This window comes from Pseudoalteromonas shioyasakiensis, assembly GCF_001550135.1.
GTDB lineage: Bacteria > Pseudomonadota > Gammaproteobacteria > Enterobacterales > Alteromonadaceae > Pseudoalteromonas > Pseudoalteromonas shioyasakiensis.
Genome location: NZ_LRUE01000012.1, coordinates 88826 through 107792 on the forward strand (window position 1 = coordinate 88826; position 18967 = coordinate 107792).

Genomic DNA, 18967 nt, shown 5'->3' on the forward strand with positions numbered 1-18967 from the left:
ACATTTCCCTTCTTAATCTCGATTAAACTGTAATTCGCACAATTGTTTATACAATGGGTTAGTCTCAAACAATTGCTGATGCGTACCCGTTGCAATAATTTCTCCTTTATCCATCACAACAATCACATCGGCGTGTTTAACTGTGGCTAAACGATGAGCAATAATCAGTGTTGTTCTGTCTTTCATTAGATGCTCAAGGGCAGCTTGTACATGAAACTCACTTTGTGCGTCGAGTGCACTGGTTGCTTCATCAAGCAACAAAATGGCAGGGTCTTTTAAAATGGCACGCGCTAGCACTATGCGTTGTTTTTGCCCACCTGAAAGCCTAACACCTTGCTCCCCTAAAAAGCTGTGGTAACCATCAGGGAGTTGCTTAATAAACTCATCGGCATGGGCATATTTAGCCGCAGCATATACTTGCTCGTCGCTGGCGCTTGGGTTGCCATAGCGTATGTTATGCATTACGTCTGAGCTAAATAAAATTGGGTTTTGTGCCACCATCCCCATTTGCTGGCGTAAGCAATCAAGAGAGAGTGCTTTTATATCTATTCCTGCCAGCGAAATTCTTCCTGAACTTGGGTCGTAAAAGCGTTGAAGTAATTCAAATAGTGTTGTTTTACCAGCCCCTGATGGGCCAACGATGGCAACAGTTTGCCCCTGTTTTACTTGTAAATTAAGCTCATTTAAAGCGGCTTTATCTGGCCTTGAAGGGTAATGAAAAGACACATCATTAAACTGAATAGCAGGGTGATTAAGCTTGTTTTCCTCAAGTTGTGCATCATGATTTGTATCTGGACTTTTGATCATGCTTTCAACGGCAAGTAGCTCTAATAATCGTGCAGCTGCACCTGCTGCTCTTTGCAACTCACCGTACACTTCGGCAACGGTTGCTACAGACATCGCCACCATAATCGCATAGAACACGAAAGCACCTAGCTCACCACCTGTCATGGTGCCAGCTAATACGTCGCTGCCACCAACCCAAAGCATCACGCTAATAGCACTAAAGGTCAGAAATATAACCGCTGCAATCAAAAACGACCGCTGTTTGATTCGGCTCTTCGCTACTTGAAACGCTTTGTTGGTTTCTTCGCTAAATGCTGCTTTTTCACGCTCTTCGTGACTATAACTTTGCACGACTTTGATATTTTGAATGATCTCACCGGCATAGGTGCTGATATCGGCAATGGCATCTTGGCTTGAGCTTGCCAGTTTTCTTACTTTTCGGCCAAAAATCATCATCGGCAGTAATACCACTGGCACGCAGGCAACAACCACAAGGGTTAGCTTTAGGTTGGTTATAAGTAGCATAGCCAAGCCACCAATCAGCATTAAGCTACTGCGTAATGCCATCGAAAAAGAGGAACCAATGATAGATTGCAACAAGGTGGTATCGGTGGTTAGTCGCGACATCAGTTCGCCGCTGCGGTTTTCTTCAAAGTAGCTGGTGTGTAGTGTAACGATGCGATCAAACACGGCTTTACGGATATCGTTACTGACTCGCTCACCAATCCACGACATTAAATAAAAGCGACAAAAAGTACCTACCGCGAATAAGCTAATCAAACCAATCAGCACCATCACCGCTTGCTGAAGCTGAGCTTGCGAGCCTGCAATAAAGCCATGGTCGATAACAAATTTAACACCTTGTCCGAGTGATAAGTTAACACCGGCCGTAAGCAACAAGGCGCCAAGGGCTGCAAACACCACCCATTTATAGGGTTTTATAAAAGCTAAAATCGGTAACAGGCTACTAAATGCGGCCTTTTCTTTGTTGTTAGGCATGCTAGATTCTTGTTGGTGAATAGGGTATAGATATGGTTATCAATGCTCTAAAATTCAACAGTTATTAAGGGATTAGTATGGAATCTACAACGATCAGTGGTCAATTCACTGTAAAATTAAACCCAATTGGTGGCTATGCCACAGGTAAAGATGGCGTAAATTTAGGACGCATGTCGATTGATAAACAGTTTTCAGGTCCATTAGAGGCAACAAGCCAAGGCGAAATGCTCAGTGCCATGACTGCAACTCAGGGCAGTGCAGGTTATGTAGCGATTGAACAGGTTGTTGGTAGCTTAGAAGGTAAGCAAGGCAGTTTTGTACTACAACATTTTGGCACTATGGATAAGGGGACTGATCGATTGATTTTAGAAGTGGTGCCTGACTCTGGCGCAGGAGAGCTTGAAGGTCTTTCTGGTAAAATGGCAATTCGAATTGAATCGGGTATTCATCATTATGACTTTGAATACCAACTGATGGACTAACATGCAAAAAGTAGTTGAGTTTAAAAAGAAGCGCTTTTTCGGCGGCATCGATATTGATGCATTAAATCAACGGGTGTTTGAATTAGGTCAAGCTGGCTGGCAAGTGAAAACAATCACCACTGCCACTGGTGTTTATGGTCAGATAACATCCGTTTTATTACTAATTGAGAATAACGAATAATGACACTAACTGAGTGGTTGAGTTTAGTTTTAATTTGCGTGATGGGGGCAATGTCGCCGGGGCCGAGTTTAGCAGTGGTTTTAAAACACAGTTTACATGGCGGTATGAAGAACGGCATGTTAGCGGCGTTGAGCCACGGTATTGGGGTTGGCTTTTATGCATGTGCCTCGTTACTAGGTTTAGGTGCGCTGATGACTCAGTTACCAACGCTTTATCAAGTGCTGGTCTATGGTGGTGCAGCCTATCTCGCATATTTGGGTATTCGTATTCTGTTAGCTAAACCCAGCTCGCAAACACTGAATGTTGAGCAGACTAAGCCGAGCCCTCGCAGCGCGCTGCAAGATGGCTTTGCTATTGCCTTTTTAAACCCAAAACTTGCGGTGTTCTTTTTAGCGTTGTTTTCGCAATTTATTGACCCTGAGAACCTGACTTTGCAAGTTGGTTTAATCATGTGTTTAACGGTATTTGTGCTTGATACAGGCTGGTATCTACTTGTTGCACTGTTAACCGAAATATCAAAAAAGCGTTTTGGTTTCACCAAGACAAATCCATGGCTCGAAAAATTGCTAGGGGTGATCTTTATTGCCTTAGCTGTTCGTGTCGTTATTACTCTATAAATCCCTCTATATTGCGATTACATCACTAATAAAAAAGGGTTGTGATCGCTGCTCTCCCCAGCAACCTCCTATTGCATACGTATTCATCACACAATATTTACCTTTTGGTTACACTTTATTGGTTGTTTTTTGACAACAACAATAACCACAAATACAACACCTCCAACGACAACAGGGTGGAAATCCAATGGGGAAATTCAAGCTAAGTGCGCTTATGCTGGCTTTAGTGGCAGCAAATAGTGCAATAGCGGCGACGGAAGAAGAACGCACATCAGCAAAGGAAATTGATCCTGAGCTAGAAGTAATCGAAGTGCGCGGCTTTAGTCGCAGCTTAATTCAATCATTAAATCAAAAACGCTTTAGCGACACTGTCTCTGAGCAACTATCAGCTGATGACTTAGGGGCATTACCTGATGTGTCTATGGCAGATGCATTAACACGTCTACCGGGGATCTCGGCGGTACGTACCGGTGGCCAAGCTGCCGAAATCAACATTCGCGGTTTATCTGGTGGATTTGTTTTTTCGACATTAAATGGTCGAGAGCAAGTATCTACTAGTGGTAGTCGCAGTATTGAGTTTGACCAATACCCGTCTGAGTTAATCAGTTCCGCGGCGGTCTACAAGTCGCCAAAAGCATCACTTATTGAAGGGGGCGTCGCGGGTACAGTCGAGCTACAAACCGCCAGCCCATTGGATAACGACCAGCAACACAAATTTACTGCGAATGTGCGTGGTATGTATAACGACCGTGCTTCAGAGGTATTTGATGCCACGGAGTATGGCGACCGTATAAGCTTTTCTTACCAAGGTAAGTTTCTTGACGATACGCTAGGTGTCGCACTAGGTTACGCGCGCTTATTCCAACCAAGTGTGGCGACTCAGTTTATCGGTTTAGCATATAACGGTAATAAAGACGTTGATGGGCTAGCAAATGATACCGATGGCCCTGCTGATAATCCTGCTAATGAATACATCAGTGAAGGGTTTGAGCTTCAGCACTTAGGTGGTGAAGAAACCCGTAATGGTTATTTAACCTCAATTGAATGGGTGCCAACCGATAACTTTAAACTAAAAGGTGATGCGTTTTTATCGCGTTTTGATAGCGAATCATTTGCCCGTGGTTTTCGGGTTAAGTTTGGTGGTCCGTCTGCGGTGTATGCTAACCCAGTGCTTGACGGTAATGCGGTGATTGGTGGTGCAATTAACCGCACATCAAATAGCTTTACCCGTGTTGAAATCGTTAATGATGATAACCAAGACTTTGATGAAGTAGACAGCTATGGCATTAATGCCGATTGGCAAGTTACTGAGCGTTTAAACGTCAATGCTGACGTGTCGCTTTCACGTGCTAAGAGTAATTTTCGTAATGGTTTACTTTGGGCATTGGTAGCAGAAGATGCCACTGTTGAGAACCCTGTGTTCGATACCAATGTATCGCTTAACTATCAATTGAACGGCTTAAACTTGCCTGATGTAGGTTTTAACCAAGCCGACGCATTTAGCGATATTGACCGAGTTATGGTCAGTAAATACGGTATTTACCCGTATGAAAATGAAGATGAAGTAAAAGCATTTCGACTCGATTTTAAGTATGAGTTAGAGAATAACTGGTTTAGCTCCATTGAATTTGGCGCGCGTTATTCAGACCGTGAGTACAGCAATAATCGCTCTGTATTTGAATACGGTAACGATGGTGCATTTTCTTCGACTCAACCACCGCTTCGTCTTACCGATGACATGACTACAGTAGTCGATTGGCAAGGCGAGTTTAGTTATTTCCCATCATACCTAGCGATCGATTTAGATAAAGCACTCAACGCGTGGTTCCCAAGTGGTATTCCGCAGCCAGTACAGACCTGGGGTAACGCCGATGGTGTTGTGGATTTAGATGGTGATGGTGAGCCAGATGCGCAAGGCTATACCACTAACTACTCATGGACCATGTTACAAAGTGGCTCAGTGTATGAAGAAGTAGTGTCAGCCTATCTTATGCTTAACATTGATACTGAAATTGGCACTCTACCCGTTACAGGTAATATTGGTATTCGCCGAGTAGATACCGATCAGTCAGCGACTGTACTCGAAAACGTCGGTGGCGATCCGCAGCTCGGAGCGCAGTATATTGTCGATGACAATGGCATTGTTAACGACCTATATGCACCAAGCGTGTTAGGCATTAAATACACTGACTACCTGCCTTCATTAAACCTCAACTTTAAAGTGAGTGATGCAACACAAATTCGTTTTGCTGCGGCAAAAGTGATGGCGCGCGCTCCGATTAACCGTTTAGCGGGTGATGCCAGTGCATCGGTTAACAATGACGGCGAAATTAACGGTTCAAGTACTAATAACCCATTCTTAAAACCTTTCTATGCTGATCAATACGATATCTCGTACGAGCAATACTTTGAAGACACCGATGGTGCACTGGTTGTTGCTGCGTTTTATAAGAATATCGACTCATTCATAGATACGGTAGCCATAGAGAACTTTGACTTTAAGGGTAATGGTTTTAACGTACCAGAATACATTGTTGACCCTGTCAGTGGTGAGCAAATCGAAACTACAAATGGGGTGTACACCACTGCGGTTAATAATGCTAAAGGCGGTTATATTCGTGGTATTGAACTTGCCTATACGCAAGTTTTCTCTTTCTTACCCTCGCCGTTTGAAGGTTTAGGCATTAACGCCAGTTACTCGTATACCGAGAGTGAGGTGCAATCTATTACCGATTTAGGTGGTGATTCTGTGTCGCAAGACTTGCCTGGCCTTTCAAACAATGTCTTTAACGGCACACTTTTTTACAGCTATGAAAACTTTGAAACACGTTTGAATGTGCGTTATCGCGATGATTTCGTTTCAGAGCAAGTTGCTGTCAATGAGCAAGTGGTGAATTTTGATGCGGAAACGGTTGTCGATTTCCAAACGTCGTATCAGTTCACAGATTCATTCGGCATGTTATTACAAGTGAATAACTTAACCGATGAACCAACACAAAGCTACTTTGGAACAACCAGTAAAACAGGCACCACGCAATTTTTTGGTCGTCAGTTTTATCTAGGTTTTACCTATAACCATTGATCAGTAAGCTGGAGATAATAATATGAAAATAATAGCTAATTTTAGCCGCTTACTGATTGCATGTAGCATTGTAATGCTAACTGCATGTGGTGGTGGCGCTAGTAACGATATAGATTCTGGGCAAGTTTTATTGACCTGTAGTGTCCCGCAAATCCCTAATGAAGCGGGGACTGAGTGTGTTGATCCGCCACCGATTAGTTGTCCGGCACCAACGGTACCCGATGAGAATAATGAAAGCTGCGTAGTAGGCGCTGATCCCACTTTGCCTGATCCTGTGGTTTTCCCTGCAGATGACGAAGCCATCTTATTCTATAACCGCACCAGTGATGATGCCTACGAAGGCTATCGATTACACTCATGGAATAATGATGACTGCGATGCGTACGCAGCGCCGTTTGATGCCACTGATTGGGCCAATGGGCATGAATACGATGGTATTGATCCTAACTATGGCGCGTACTGGATTGTAAAATTAAAAGAAGGTTACAACGAGTGTGCTAACTTCATTGTGCATATTGGTACCGAAGGGTCTGGCAAAGCGTTTGGTGATGTTGATTTAAAAATGCCATTGATGCAGGACGATGAAAAGTTCCAACGTATGAACTTTACCATTCATGGTGAACCATCAGTATTTGAATATCCAATTGTTAGCTTAGGTGAGCGCCCGGTGAGTATTTCTGGTGCTTCAGCGCATTGGATAGATTTATCAACTGTGATTTACCAGCCAAGTAATGAGCTGACAAGCATCATTAAATTACACTCATCAAACAGTGCAGATTTAGCTGTCGATGAAGATACTGGTGAGTTAAATGGTCAAGTGGTTGAGCTTACATCGACATCTTTGAGCGATGAACAAATCGCTAAAGTACCGCACCTTGCTGGATGGAATGCATACCAAGGTAACTGGGATGCAGCCGCTGCAAAAGAGCTTATTAAACAACAACTGGTTGTGGCAGGCTATGATGCTGATGGCAAGCTAACAGAAGCCACTTATGTGCAAACAGCTAAAGCCCTCGATGACTTATACACCAGTGGCGAAAGTGATGCTAATGAAGCACAACTAGGTGTGCATTACGCCAATAATGGCATTGATGTGTCGGTATGGGCTCCAACGGCAAGCAATATGAAATTAGCGCTGTATGATGCTGATAAAACAGAGCTTGAACAACTTGCTATGACCTTTGATAGCACAACGGGTATTTGGTCTAGCAATGTCGATATCAGTCACGATCGCCATTACTACCGCTTTATGTTTGATGTTTATCATCCTACGACTAAGCAAATTGAAAGCTTATGGAGCACAGATCCTTATTCATTAAACGTTTCAACCAATGGTCTATATAGCCAACTGATCAACCTTGATGATGAAGATACTAAACCAACCGGCTGGGATGAGCGTATGGTGCCAACGGTTGATTACCCTGAGCAAGCGGTCATTTACGAAGGTCATGTGCGTGATTTTAGTGTACGTGATGAAACCGTCAGTGAAGCAAACCGTGGTAAGTATCTTGCGTTTACTGAGCTTGATAGCGCACCAATGCAACATCTCAAAAAGCTGGCAGATAATGGCTTAACACATTTCCATTTACTACCACTGACAGATATTGGCACCATTGATGAAGATGCCAGTCAGCGTGTTGATATTACTGCAACCTTAGGTGATTTATGTAGCCGCATTGACGATGATGCCGATGCATGTAAAACCGAAGATAAGAGCGCTTTAATTGTTGATTTAATGGCGTCTTACCTACCTGGCTCTGATGATGCTCAAGCACTTGCTAATGCAATGCGTGGTGTTGATAGCTTTAACTGGGGTTATGATCCGCATCATTTTATTGCGCCTGAAGGCTCTTACGCTTCATCGCCTGAAGGTATTGCACGAGTCAAAGAAACGCGTGCGATGATCCAGTCTTTACAAGAAATTGGTTTACGTGTCGTGCTTGATGTTGTTTACAACCACACGACCTCATCAGGTGTTTGGGATAAATCAGTCTTCGATAAACTGGTACCAGGTTATTACCACAGATATAACGAAACATCAGGCGATATTGAGCGCTCAACCTGTTGTGAAAATACAGCAACAGAACATGTCATGATGGATAAGTTTGTTGCTGATTCTATGGTAATTCTAGCCCGTGACTTTGGTTACGATAGCTTCCGCTTTGATGTGATGGGGCATATGCCAAAAGCGTCAATTATGACCGCGCTTAGTGCAGTGCAAGCGGTTGACCCAGATACTTACTTCTACGGTGAAGGGTGGAACTTTGGTGAAGTCGCAGATAACCGTTTATTTGTGCAAGCTAAACAAATGGATATGGCTGGCACTGAAGTAGGCACCTTTAATGACCGTATACGTGAGGCAATTCGCGGTGGTGCATTCTTTAGCAATAATGCCACAGATGGCAATTTATCTGAGCAAGATACGTTGCGTTTATCACTGGCAGGTAACTTACAAAACTACATTCTTAAAGACTTTAAAGGTAATTCAGCAAAAGGCAGTAGCTTTAGTTGGAGTGGTCAGCCTGCGGCTTATGCACTCGATCCGGCTGACAGCATTAACTATGTCTCTAAGCATGATAACGAAACATTGTGGGATCAGCTGCAATATAAACATGGCACTAACTTAAGTATTGAAGAGCGTGTGCGTGTTCACAATATGGCTTTAGCTATGCCGCTGATGAGCCAAGGTATTCCATTTATGCAAATGGGTGCTGATCTGCTGCGTTCTAAATCAATGGATCGTAACAGCTATGATTCTGGTGATTGGTTTAACTTTGTTGATTTCAGTAAAGAAACCAACAACTGGAATGTAGGTTTACCGCCTGCGCAAGATAACCAAGCGAAGTGGGGCGAAATTGCACCTATTTCGGCAAATACGAATGCGCAAGCGATGGCTAGCGACATTGAATACGCAAGTAATGTATTTACTGAGTTCTTAGCAATTCGTAGTGCCAGCCCATTATTTAGTTTAACCACAGAGCAAGACATCTTAGACCGCGTTGGCTTCCACAATATTGGTAAGCGTCAACAGCAAGGCTTAGTCGTGATGAGTATCGATGATGGTGTTGGTTTGACTGATCTAGATAGCCAATACGATGCCATTGTCGTGGTGATGAACGGCACTGAGCAAAGCTTATCGCATACGGTATCAACGGCTGCGGGTTTTGAGCTTCACCCTGTTTTAAAAGCGAGTGTTGACTCAAGTATGTCCGCAGCAAGCTTTATGGCTGGTGAAGGCGAAGGTACCTTTAATGTTCCGCCATATACTGTTGCTGTGTTTGTGAAACCACAAGGTGATGCACAAGGTGAAGGCTTAAGTGCCGATGCGACTGTGGGTGCGCCAGATATTGTGCCATTTGGTAGCACAACAGTTTATGTTCGTGGCTCGTTAAATGACTGGGGTACGACAAATAGCTTTGAATATGTAGGTAATGGCGAGTACAAAATTGCCATTCCTCTAACAGCAGGTAGCTATGAATTTAAAGTGGCTTCTGAAGATTGGTCTACCGTTGATTTTGGTGCGCTTTCTGCCGATGTTGCTGAAGTGCTCGAAGGTGAAGATGAGCCGCTAACACGCAGTGGCGCCAATATGACCTTTACGGCGGCAATGGATGCTGTTTATGTGTTCTCATTCGATGCCACAGACACCGATAACCCAGTACTTAAGGTTTATAATGAAGAGCCATTTGTTGGTACGCCAATTTATGTACGCGGTAGCTTAAACGATTGGGGTACCAGTGACGAGTTAATGTATCAAGGTAAAGGTGTTTATACCTTCACTAAACAGTTAACTGCGGGTAGCTATGAGTTCAAAGTGGCCTCTGAAGATTGGAACACGGTGGATTATGGCTCAGGTGAAAGTAGTGCAGCGGTTACAGTGGGTACTGAAAAACTACTTGCGGTAAAAGGCGCAAACATGACAATGGATATTGCAAGCGATGGTCAATATCAGTTTGTGTTTGATGCCAGTAACCTTGAAGAGCCACTTATGACTGTATTCAATGCAGAAATGTTTGGCGCAACTCAGGTTTACTTACGCGGTAGCGTTAATGGCTGGGGCACAGATAACCCACTGATTTATGCTGGTGATGCGATGTACAGTACCACCATGACATTAGAAGCAGGTGACTATGAGTTCAAAGTCGCTTCTGAAGATTGGAGTACCGTAGATTATGGCGGCAGTGGTGATGCCCCTGTTGCAGTGCTTGGCGAAGCCGCTTTACTAGAAGCCGTTGGTGCCAATATCGCCCTGAGTATTGCAGCTGCTGGCGATTATCGTTTTACAGTGCAAGGACCTGATCTGAGTAAACTAACAGTGACGGTTGAAGCAGTGGAGTAGCTTTCCCTGCAGTACCCTTAAGCCGGGCTTTTGCTCGGCTTTTTTTGTATTTAATGAAAAGTTTGTATATTGTCATAACTACTTATCAAGGAGCCTATGATGACAGAAACCAGTTTATTGAGTGCCAGCTTTGATCAAAAAGTAAAACAGTATTGGTTATTACTGGGTATTTTTACCTGTGTGATTAGTATGGTAGGTATCCCTTTTATTCCCATTGTTGCGTTAATAATCTGGCTGGTGGCAGGGCGTATTTTAGCGGCGATGTCAGCCACGTTGCTAACGCGTAAGTTAGTGGTAAAACGCGGTGTATTCTTTAAAGAAGAAAAATCGGTCCCACTTGAAAAAATAACCGATGTGGCACTTAGCCAAGGTCCTTTAATGCGTCAATTTGGCCTTTATCGACTGAGTTTTGAAACGGCAGGTCAATCAGGACAAGGTGCATTGGTATCATTGCTCGGAGTGGTTGATGCTGAGAAGTTTCGTGAAGCAATCTTAAAACAAAAAGATCAAATGACTCAAAGCAGCAATACTAAAGCTGAGCATCAACCCGAAGATACTCAGTTAGAACTGCTGCGCTCACTTACTTATAGCGTAAAAAACATTGAGCAAATGTTAGTTACGCTATTAGATGAAAAGCGTTAAGCCATTTGTAAAGTAGAGCTATCAGCTTGTACGCTGAGCGCTTTTTGACGCTCGTTAAGCAGTGTGTAATCGGCTGTTTTAACGCTACTTACATAATGCCACTGGGCAAGCGCTTGCTGTTGAGTAAAGGTGACCGTTAAGTAACCGCGTTCAACTAAGTTGTTGTAGGCTAAGTCGTTAACCAGTAATGCAATAACTTGCTCAATTTGTGCGACAGCCTCACTCGATTGCGTATTTAACGCTAAGTAGTTCTCAAGACCTGGAGAAGAAACCGAAGATGTTGCAAACTCAACACCAGCTGCAGCGTTAGCAGAAACAGGGTTACTTGCATCAGTGACTAATTGTCCTGCCCAGCTGTTATGCGTGTCACCCGCTAAAACCACCAAGTTCTTTTGTGCAGCAATTGCAGTCCCAAGTATTACCTCTCGTTCATAAGCATAGCCATCCCATGCATCAAGATTATAAGGCGCTGTTGTTTCTACGCGTGCTCGCTGCTCACTAGTAACTGTTGGATCGCCAGCTAATACGCGCCCTTTAATTTGCGCAAGCTCACTAAATAAGGTATTTGCTTGAGCAAGTAATGCAGATGGATCAGCACCGTTTGCTTGAGTCACTTGAATATTCATTAGTAACTGTAAAATCTCGAATGGCAAATGCATTTTGGTCATCAGCACTTGTTGCCCAAGTACTTGCCATTGTGTTGTTGCTGTCGTTAAACCATCAGTCAGCCATGTAAGTTGCTCGTTACCTAATAGAGCACGAGTAGGTGAGCTAATTGCTGCAACAAAGTCAGTTTGTCCTTGGCTGCTGGTCAAGTCGAAATCCGCATAATTAACTTGCTCGTCGCGAGCTAAAACACGGGTATCGAGCATGTGTAATGAAACTAAATTACCAAACTCAAAGCGTCGATAAATACGTTCTTTATCGGCAACATTGCGGATAGGCATCCATTCAAAGTAGGCTTGTAACGCATGCATTTTGCGCTCGCTAAATTCACCTTCGCCGTCGTTGTGATTTTCAGCGCCACTGTGCCATGTATCATTAGTTATTTCATGGTCGTCCCAAACAGTAATAAATGCACAATGACTATGGGCAGCTTGCAAGTTATCGTCTTTACGATAATGGGCGTAACGTTTGCGATAATCCGCTAAAGAAATGATTTCATCGCTATTGTCATCAGGTAATAAACGGCCAAGTTCGGCGGCATCTTCAGTGGCATAACCTGTATTACCATATTCATAGATGTAGTCACCTAAGTGCAGTACTGCATCTAAATCGGTTTGTTTTGCGATTTCACCATACACATGGAAGTAGCCTGCAGGATAGTTCGCGCAAGAGACAACGGCAAATTTTACTTGTTCTATGTTGTCGGTTGGAAGCGTTTTACCTGCTCCAGTAGGTGAGGTTTTACCATTACTTATGAAGCGGTAGTAATAGGTGGTGTTGGCATCGAGACCTTGCAGATCAACTTTTAAGGTGAAGTCAGTTGCATCGCTTACCTGTGTTTCGCCATCATGGCTAATGGTTGTAAAGTTAGCATCTGTTGAGGCTTGCCAAACTACGTTAACACTCGTGACGTTTTCAAGAGGTGTTATGCGAGTCCAAATAATTAGACTATCAGCGAGCGGGTCGCCACTGGCAACACCGTGATCAAAGCTGACAGGGATTTGCTTTGTGGTTTCGTCATCATCGTCATTAAGACTACAGCCCGTTAAACCAAAAGATAAAACGGCGGCTCCAAAACCAGCCGCCGATGCCTTTAAAAAGCGTCTGCGCGTAAAAGTCATTGCTCTGTACCTATAAGTAGAAAAGTACGAGCTTATCCGACCAGTGTTACTGTTCTATGAAGTTAAAAAACCTGACAGATTTGTTCGGCATTACAGGTGATTACAGTGACATTTTCGTAGCCAACACGAGTCAGTGCTTCGGCACTTAGTGTGGCGCGGGCACTACTTGCACAGTGTAAGTAAATGGGTCTTGCAGGATCTTTTTCGATTTCCATTAATTTCATTTCAAGTACACCGCGTGGGATATTAATTGCACCTGTCGCTGCTTTAGTTGCGTGCTCAGCAGGTTCGCGTACGTCTATTAATAAACCATGGTTTTCGCTTAACTCTTGTTTTGCTTGGTCAGCGCTAATGCGGCGCTGGTTTGGGGCAATAATTTTCATTAAGTCAGGAATTGGTGTCAGCATACTAATCCTCCATGCCAAGTTTGCGTAAAATGGTGATCATTGGGCACCACTTAGTGAATGCCGATTGAATTAAGTTTAGAGCAATAAATACCGTAAACCAAATCCACAGTGGACTGTGAAACTGTTGTAGCAACAATGAAATACAGATCATTACACCAGCAATTAAGCGAAGCGCGTCATTTAGTTTCATAATAAGACCTCGATAACAGAGTGATGTATTTAATATATTAGATAATGCTACATTAGTAAATTCTAATATTAGACTTTTCTAATATATCAATCTATACTTTAGCGGTATTTTAAGAATATAGAGTAGTGTGATTATGAACATCGATTTTGCGGCTATGGCCGACAATGTGGAACAAGCAGAGCAAATGCTAAAGATATTGGCGAATAAAAATCGCTTGATGATCTTATGTTCGCTGCAAGATGGTGAAATGAGCGTGAGCGAATTAAACGAAGCTGTGCCATTGGCGCAGTCAGCATTATCGCAACACTTAGCGGCGCTGAGAAAAGTTCAGATAGTTGCGACTCGACGTGAAAGCCAAACTATCTATTATCGCGTGGTCGATAAAAGTGTTATGGCAATCCTTGAAACCCTTCATGGTTTATTTTGCAAAAGGTAGTTAAGCAATGAATGCTATCGATAATGCAGTAAAAAACAGCTTGAGCGGTCGCCTCCCTGTCATTATTTTTATTATGTCGGTACTGCTTGGTTTAATGGCATTAAAGCAAACCCCTCGTGAAGAAGAGCCGCAAATTGTGGTTCCTATGCTTGATATATATGTGGCAGCGCCAAACGTCGAAGCGCCAGAAGTAGCTAGGCTGGTAACTGAACCATTGGAAAAGTTATTGGCACAGTTAACGGGCGTTGAGCATATTTACTCGACTACACAAAGTAATGCTGCTGTTGTTACTCTTCGCTTTGAAGTTGGTCACGACCGTGAGCAAGCCATTCTCGACACTTACGCTAAACTCTATAGCTATCAACACACTATGGCGTCAGTGATCAGCTCATGGCAAATACGTCCGGTTGAAGTGAACGACGTGCCAATAGTAATGCTGGGCTTATTTAGTAAAGATCCAAAACTTTACGATGATTATCAACTAACTCGCTTTGCCAACGAAATCGCTAGCAGTTTACAGCGCATCGAAAATACCAGCGAAGTGAAAGTGATTGCAGGTAGAACTCGTCAATTAACGATTAACCTTGATGCAAGTGCCCTTGCTGCACATCAAACAACCCTAACTGATGTGTATTATGCGCTTAGCGTATCTAACCAATTAGTGAATGTGGGCAGCGTTGTTGAGGGTAAGCAGCAAATCGCCTTACAAGTGGGTGATGTTTTACGCTCTCAATCTGCGATTGAACGGCTTGTTGTCAATGTGGTTAATGGTAAGAGTGTTTACCTAAGTGATGTGGCCCAGGTGAGTGATGGGCCAAGCGAAGCACAAAGTTATCAATGGTTGGCTCAATCAGATAATCAGCAACAACTTCCTTTAGTCACAATTAGTGTCGCTAAACAAGCAGGTACCAATGCGGTAGCTGTAGCCAATGAAGTGCACAGCATGATGGATAGCTTATCGGCTAATCTACTACCAGATGAACTGGGCTACACCGTACTGCGTGACTATGGCCAAACCGCGAATGAAAAAGTAAATAACCTTACATCGAGCTTAGTGTTTGCGGTATTTACCGTGGTTATTTTTGTTGGCGTATTTTTAGGTTGGCGACCAGCGATTGTTGTGGGGCTAGCGGTACCTATTTGCTACGGCATCACCCTGACACTTGATTTTGCCTTTGGCTATACGATTAACCGAGTCACGCTGTTTGCATTAATACTTTCTTTAGGTTTATTGGTTGATGATCCCATTACTGGGATAGACAACATAAGTCGCTTTTTAACAAAAAAAGGCGATAAAAAACAACGCATAGTTGATGCCATGAGCGAAATTCGTGTGGCGCTGTTTATGTCTACATTGACCATTATGGTGGCATTTATCCCACTTGCATTTATCACCGGCATGATGGGGCCGTATATGGCACCGATGGCATTCAATGTACCGGTCAGTGTGATGGTTTCAACCATAGTGGCATTTTTTGTCACGCCATGGTTAGCCATGAAATTACTTAAAGCGCCAGTCGATGACAGCATGCAACTAGAAGCTAATCCCCATAGCTTATACGAGCGCATATTGTCACCATTACTTGAGTCTAAAGGCCGCGCCAAACTCGTTCTATGGACCACATTAGCCTTGTTTGTCGCCAGTGCCATGCTACCCGTAATGCGTGCAGTACCTCTAAAGCTATTACCGTTTGATAATAAAAACGAGTTGCAAGTTTTAATTGATATGCCAGAAGGCACAAGCCTTGAGCAAACCGCCGCTTTTACTCGACAAGTACAAACCATCACTTGGCAATTAAATGAAGTAAGCGAGGCGGCAGCCTACGTTGGTCAGCCATCAAGCATGGACTTTAATGGTATGGTGCGTAGTTATTATCGACGTGAAGCTGCTAATTTAGCTGAGCTCAGAGTATTACTGCTTGATAAAACTGAGCGTGATCATCAATCTCATGGCGTGGTCATGCGCTTGCGTGCCGCATTAGCGCCACTGGCAACCGATGGCATTGTAATTAAAGTGGTTGAAGTACCACCTGGTCCGCCGGTTTTAAGTACCTTAGTGGCCGAAGTGTACAGTGAGCCATTTGTTGATACAGGCACTCACTATCAAGCAGCACTTGCCGTTGCAGCAAGGTTAAAACAAGAGCCGCATGTGGTTGAAGTTGATACCAGTATTGCTGCCAATGCGCCGTTACAGCGTTTTGTTACCGATAAAAGTAAAGCGTCATTGTCGGCGGTGTCTACGCAAGATATTGCCCAGACCTTAGCCATTGCCTCACATGGACAAAATGTTGGGGTGTTATATGTTAGCGGCGAAACAGACCCTGTCGATATAAAGTTACAACTGCCTTATCAAGATCGTAACCAATTTGCTCAATTGCTGGCATTACAAGTGCGTGGTGATAGGGAGCTTGCAAAAACCAGTGATGAATTTGGGCTACAAAGTGCACCGCGGCCGCTGGTGGCGCTATCTGAGTTAGGTGAATTTCAGCATCAAGAGGTTGCCAAGCCAATTATGCGTAAAGATCAGCGTAATGTTGTATATGTTATGGCTGAGCTAAATGGGCGTACACCCGCTGAAATTATTGCTGACGTTAATGCCGACTTAGGCATCAGCGCTGACGAATTTAGCCAAACAGATTGGCAAAGTAGGCACTTTTTCAACAATGGTGGTAGCCAAGCTTGGCAATTACCTGCTGGCACTGACGTGACCTTTAGTGGTGAAGGCGAATGGCGAATTACCATTGATGTATTCAGAGATATGGGGATTGCCTTTGCGTTTGCGCTCACTGCAATTTTCATCATCTTACGCATTCAAACAAACTCTGCGAGTTTGTCACTGATCATCATGTCGGCTATTCCATTAACCGTAATAGGGATCATGCCGGGCTTTTGGCTATTAAATCAATTTGGAGAGCGCAGCATTGCTGGTGCTCCAGAGCCGGTGCTATTCACCGCAACAGCCATGATAGGCATGATTGCACTTGCCGGTATTGTGGTTCGTAACTCACTTATTTTAGTTGAGTTTATAAATCAAGCTCGCGGCCAAGGTATGGCAATTAAACAGGCTTTAATCGCCGCAGGTACGGTGCGTATGCGCCCTGTGTTACTCACAGCGGGAACCACCTTATTAGGTAACTTGGTGATCACCCTAGACCCGGTATTTAGCGGTCTAGCGATCGCAATTATTTTTGGTATTGTGGCATCAACAATGTTCTCATTATTTGTTGTGCCGCTGGTTTATTATTTAGTGTTTGCAAAGGATGCAGCCAAAGAGGAACAAGCTCATGCAGGGTAAATCGAAACTTATTGGTTCAATCATCGCGTTATCTGTGATTATTGTGGCGGTACTTTACATGGCGGGCAGTTTTTCTGATAAGCAAGCTGCAGGCATGAAAAACCCATCGGCAAATGATTACACTGGTCAGTTAGTGACTGTGACACTGGCAGATATTGCCCGTGATGAAGTTGTACCGGGCACCGTGATTGCAAAACAAAATACGCAAATCTCTTCTCGTGTAATGGCACAAGTTGAGCGTTTAAATGTACGCGCTGGCGATACTGTAAAACAAGGTGACGTGCTAATTACCTTGCAGCAAGATGACTTTAAAGCAGGACTTGCTCAAAGCGAAGCACAAATAAATGCAATTAATGCCTCGCTGACTCAAGCTGAGAAACAACTAAAGCGTATTAACGACTTATACAAGCAAGGCTTGGTATCTGTTAGCGAATACGACGATGCAAAAGCAAGGTTCGATAATTTAACTGCGAACCTAGCGATTGCTAAACAGCAGCAAACACAAGCGCAAGTTGCACTGAGTTTTACGCAAATTAAAGCGCCGATTTCAGGTGTTGTGGTTGAACGTTTTGCAGAGCCTGGGGATACCGCAACTCCTGGCACGCCATTACTCGCACTGTATAACCCACAACAATTGCAATTAGCATTTAATGTCAGAGAACAACAAGCAATTAAGTTGAATGTTGGTCAAACTCTAACGGTTAAACTACCTGCTTTATCTACGTCAATGCCTGCCACAGTGACAGAAATTGTGCCTGTTGCTGATAGTGCTGCGCGTAGTATGGAAATCCGTTTAGAAACAGATGCGCAAACTGGGTTAATGCCTGGGCTTTATGCGCAATTACAATTACCGCTCGCCACTGAAAAAGGGGTGTTGATTGAATCAAGCTGGGTGCACCAATATGGCCAATTGAGTATGGTCTATTTACTTGAAAATAATCAGATAGTGCGCCGCTATGTGCGGCTTGGCGAAATGGTCAATGGCCAGCAGCACATCGTTTCAGGTTTAAACCCGGGTGATGTGCTGGCTGTTGATTTTAAAGCTAAATAAAGGTCGCTATTTCGTCTAGCGACTTTTTCACTAAGGCATGCTCAGGGATGGTTGCATCTGTTCCTGGGTAGCCTGCAATTAGCAGCATGTAAGGGCGCTCATTATCTTTATCGCGGCCGCAAATTTCGGTTAAAAAGCTCATTGGCTTTGGTGTATGCGTAAGGGTTGCAAGGCCAGCTCTGTGTAGTGCTTGAATTAAAAAGCCGGTTGCTAGGCCAACAGATTCATGAACATAGTAATTGGTATTTTTGTCATCGGCAGAAATACCGCCTTTCTTTTGACTAAACACGGCAATTAGCCAAGGCGCATGCTCAAGGTAGGGCTTACTGGCATCTGTGCCAAGTGGTTTTAAGGCATCTAACCATTCTTCACCTGCGCGACCTTCATAAAATGAGCGCTCTAGTTTTTCAGCGGCTTCTCGAATTTGTTTTTTCACATCGCTGCTGTGTATTGCTACAAAGTGCCAAGGTTGATGATTGGCACCGCTCGGTGCAGTGCCAGCCGCTCTAATACAGGTTTCGATTATTTCTTTTGGCACTGGGCGGTCGCTAAAGCTGCGAATACTGTGGCGACGCTGACTCACGGCTAAAAACTCTTCGGCGCGTTTTAGCATCTCGTCATGAGGGTACTCAATAAAGTCGTTGAGTGGCTGATTTTTGTGTTCTTGCATGGC

At 43.8% G+C, this 18967-nt stretch carries 14 protein-coding genes; 9 read left to right on the plus strand and 5 right to left on the minus strand.

Annotation, left to right across the window (positions count from 1 at the left end):
• Positions 1-12: 12 nt before the first annotated feature.
• On the minus strand, positions 13-1785 hold the full coding sequence (locus PASHI_RS05095; protein ID WP_062564808.1) for an ABC transporter transmembrane domain-containing protein: 1773 nt from the start codon (positions 1783-1785) through the stop codon (positions 13-15).
• Positions 1786-1862: 77 nt separating this feature from the next.
• On the opposite strand from PASHI_RS05095, the gene PASHI_RS05100 reads away from it, so the two are divergent.
• The 6 genes from PASHI_RS05100 (at position 1863) to PASHI_RS05125 (ending at position 11128) form a co-directional block, all read left to right on the plus strand.
• Positions 1863-2267, plus strand: a complete 405-nt coding sequence (locus PASHI_RS05100) for a DUF3224 domain-containing protein (RefSeq protein WP_062564809.1) — start codon at positions 1863-1865, stop codon at positions 2265-2267.
• A gap of 1 nt (position 2268) precedes the next feature.
• A complete protein-coding gene (locus tag PASHI_RS05105; RefSeq protein WP_054554414.1) occupies positions 2269-2448 on the plus strand; it encodes a DUF4177 domain-containing protein in 180 nt (59 codons plus the stop codon).
• Entirely contained in the window at positions 2448-3065 is a 618-nt protein-coding gene (locus PASHI_RS05110; protein ID WP_062564810.1) for a LysE family translocator, read from the plus strand. The genes PASHI_RS05105 and PASHI_RS05110 overlap by 1 nt, the downstream gene beginning before the upstream one ends.
• A 187-nt stretch (positions 3066-3252) precedes the next feature.
• Positions 3253-6147 carry a TonB-dependent receptor gene (locus PASHI_RS05115; protein ID WP_062564811.1) on the plus strand — a complete coding sequence of 965 codons (2895 nt, stop codon included), beginning with the start codon at positions 3253-3255 and terminating at the stop codon, positions 6145-6147.
• Positions 6148-6169: 22 nt separating this feature from the next.
• Positions 6170-10486 carry an alpha-1,6-glucosidase domain-containing protein gene (locus PASHI_RS05120; RefSeq protein ID WP_062564812.1) on the plus strand — a complete coding sequence of 1439 codons (4317 nt, stop codon included), beginning with the start codon at positions 6170-6172 and terminating at the stop codon, positions 10484-10486.
• A gap of 99 nt (positions 10487-10585) precedes the next feature.
• A complete protein-coding gene (locus PASHI_RS05125) occupies positions 10586-11128 on the plus strand; it encodes a PH domain-containing protein (protein ID WP_062564813.1) in 543 nt (180 codons plus the stop codon).
• Here PASHI_RS05125 and PASHI_RS05130 read toward each other — a convergent pair.
• The 3 genes from PASHI_RS05130 to PASHI_RS05140 form a co-directional block, all read right to left on the minus strand.
• A complete protein-coding gene (locus PASHI_RS05130; RefSeq protein ID WP_062564814.1) occupies positions 11125-12915 on the minus strand; it encodes an alkaline phosphatase D family protein in 1791 nt (596 codons plus the stop codon). The two genes, PASHI_RS05125 and PASHI_RS05130, sit on opposite strands and share 4 nt — an antisense overlap.
• A gap of 62 nt (positions 12916-12977) precedes the next feature.
• Entirely contained in the window at positions 12978-13322 is a 345-nt protein-coding gene (locus PASHI_RS05135; RefSeq protein ID WP_054562833.1) for a rhodanese-like domain-containing protein, read from the minus strand.
• A gap of 1 nt (position 13323) precedes the next feature.
• Positions 13324-13512, minus strand: coding sequence for a YgaP family membrane protein (locus PASHI_RS05140; protein WP_054562832.1), 189 nt, complete (start codon positions 13510-13512; stop codon positions 13324-13326).
• 133 nt (positions 13513-13645) lie between these two features.
• Here PASHI_RS05140 and PASHI_RS05145 point away from each other — a divergent pair, with 133 nt between their 5' ends.
• The 3 genes from PASHI_RS05145 to PASHI_RS05155 are packed head-to-tail and all read left to right on the plus strand — an operon-like array spanning position 13646 to position 18294.
• Positions 13646-13948, plus strand: a complete 303-nt coding sequence (locus tag PASHI_RS05145; protein ID WP_062564815.1) for an ArsR/SmtB family transcription factor — start codon at positions 13646-13648, stop codon at positions 13946-13948.
• A 7-nt stretch (positions 13949-13955) separates the two neighbouring features.
• Positions 13956-17243 (plus strand): efflux RND transporter permease subunit, encoded by a 3288-nt coding sequence (locus PASHI_RS05150; RefSeq protein WP_062564816.1) that lies wholly within the window; start codon positions 13956-13958, stop codon positions 17241-17243.
• On the plus strand, positions 17233-18294 hold the full coding sequence (locus PASHI_RS05155) for an efflux RND transporter periplasmic adaptor subunit (protein ID WP_062564817.1): 1062 nt from the start codon (positions 17233-17235) through the stop codon (positions 18292-18294). The genes PASHI_RS05150 and PASHI_RS05155 overlap by 11 nt, the downstream gene beginning before the upstream one ends.
• On the opposite strand, the gene PASHI_RS05160 is transcribed toward PASHI_RS05155, so the two are convergent.
• Complete coding sequence (locus PASHI_RS05160) at positions 18287-18964, minus strand: nitroreductase family protein (RefSeq protein ID WP_055198623.1); 678 nt, start codon at positions 18962-18964, stop codon at positions 18287-18289. The genes PASHI_RS05155 and PASHI_RS05160 overlap by 8 nt on opposite strands.
• Positions 18965-18967: the final 3 nt, after the last annotated feature.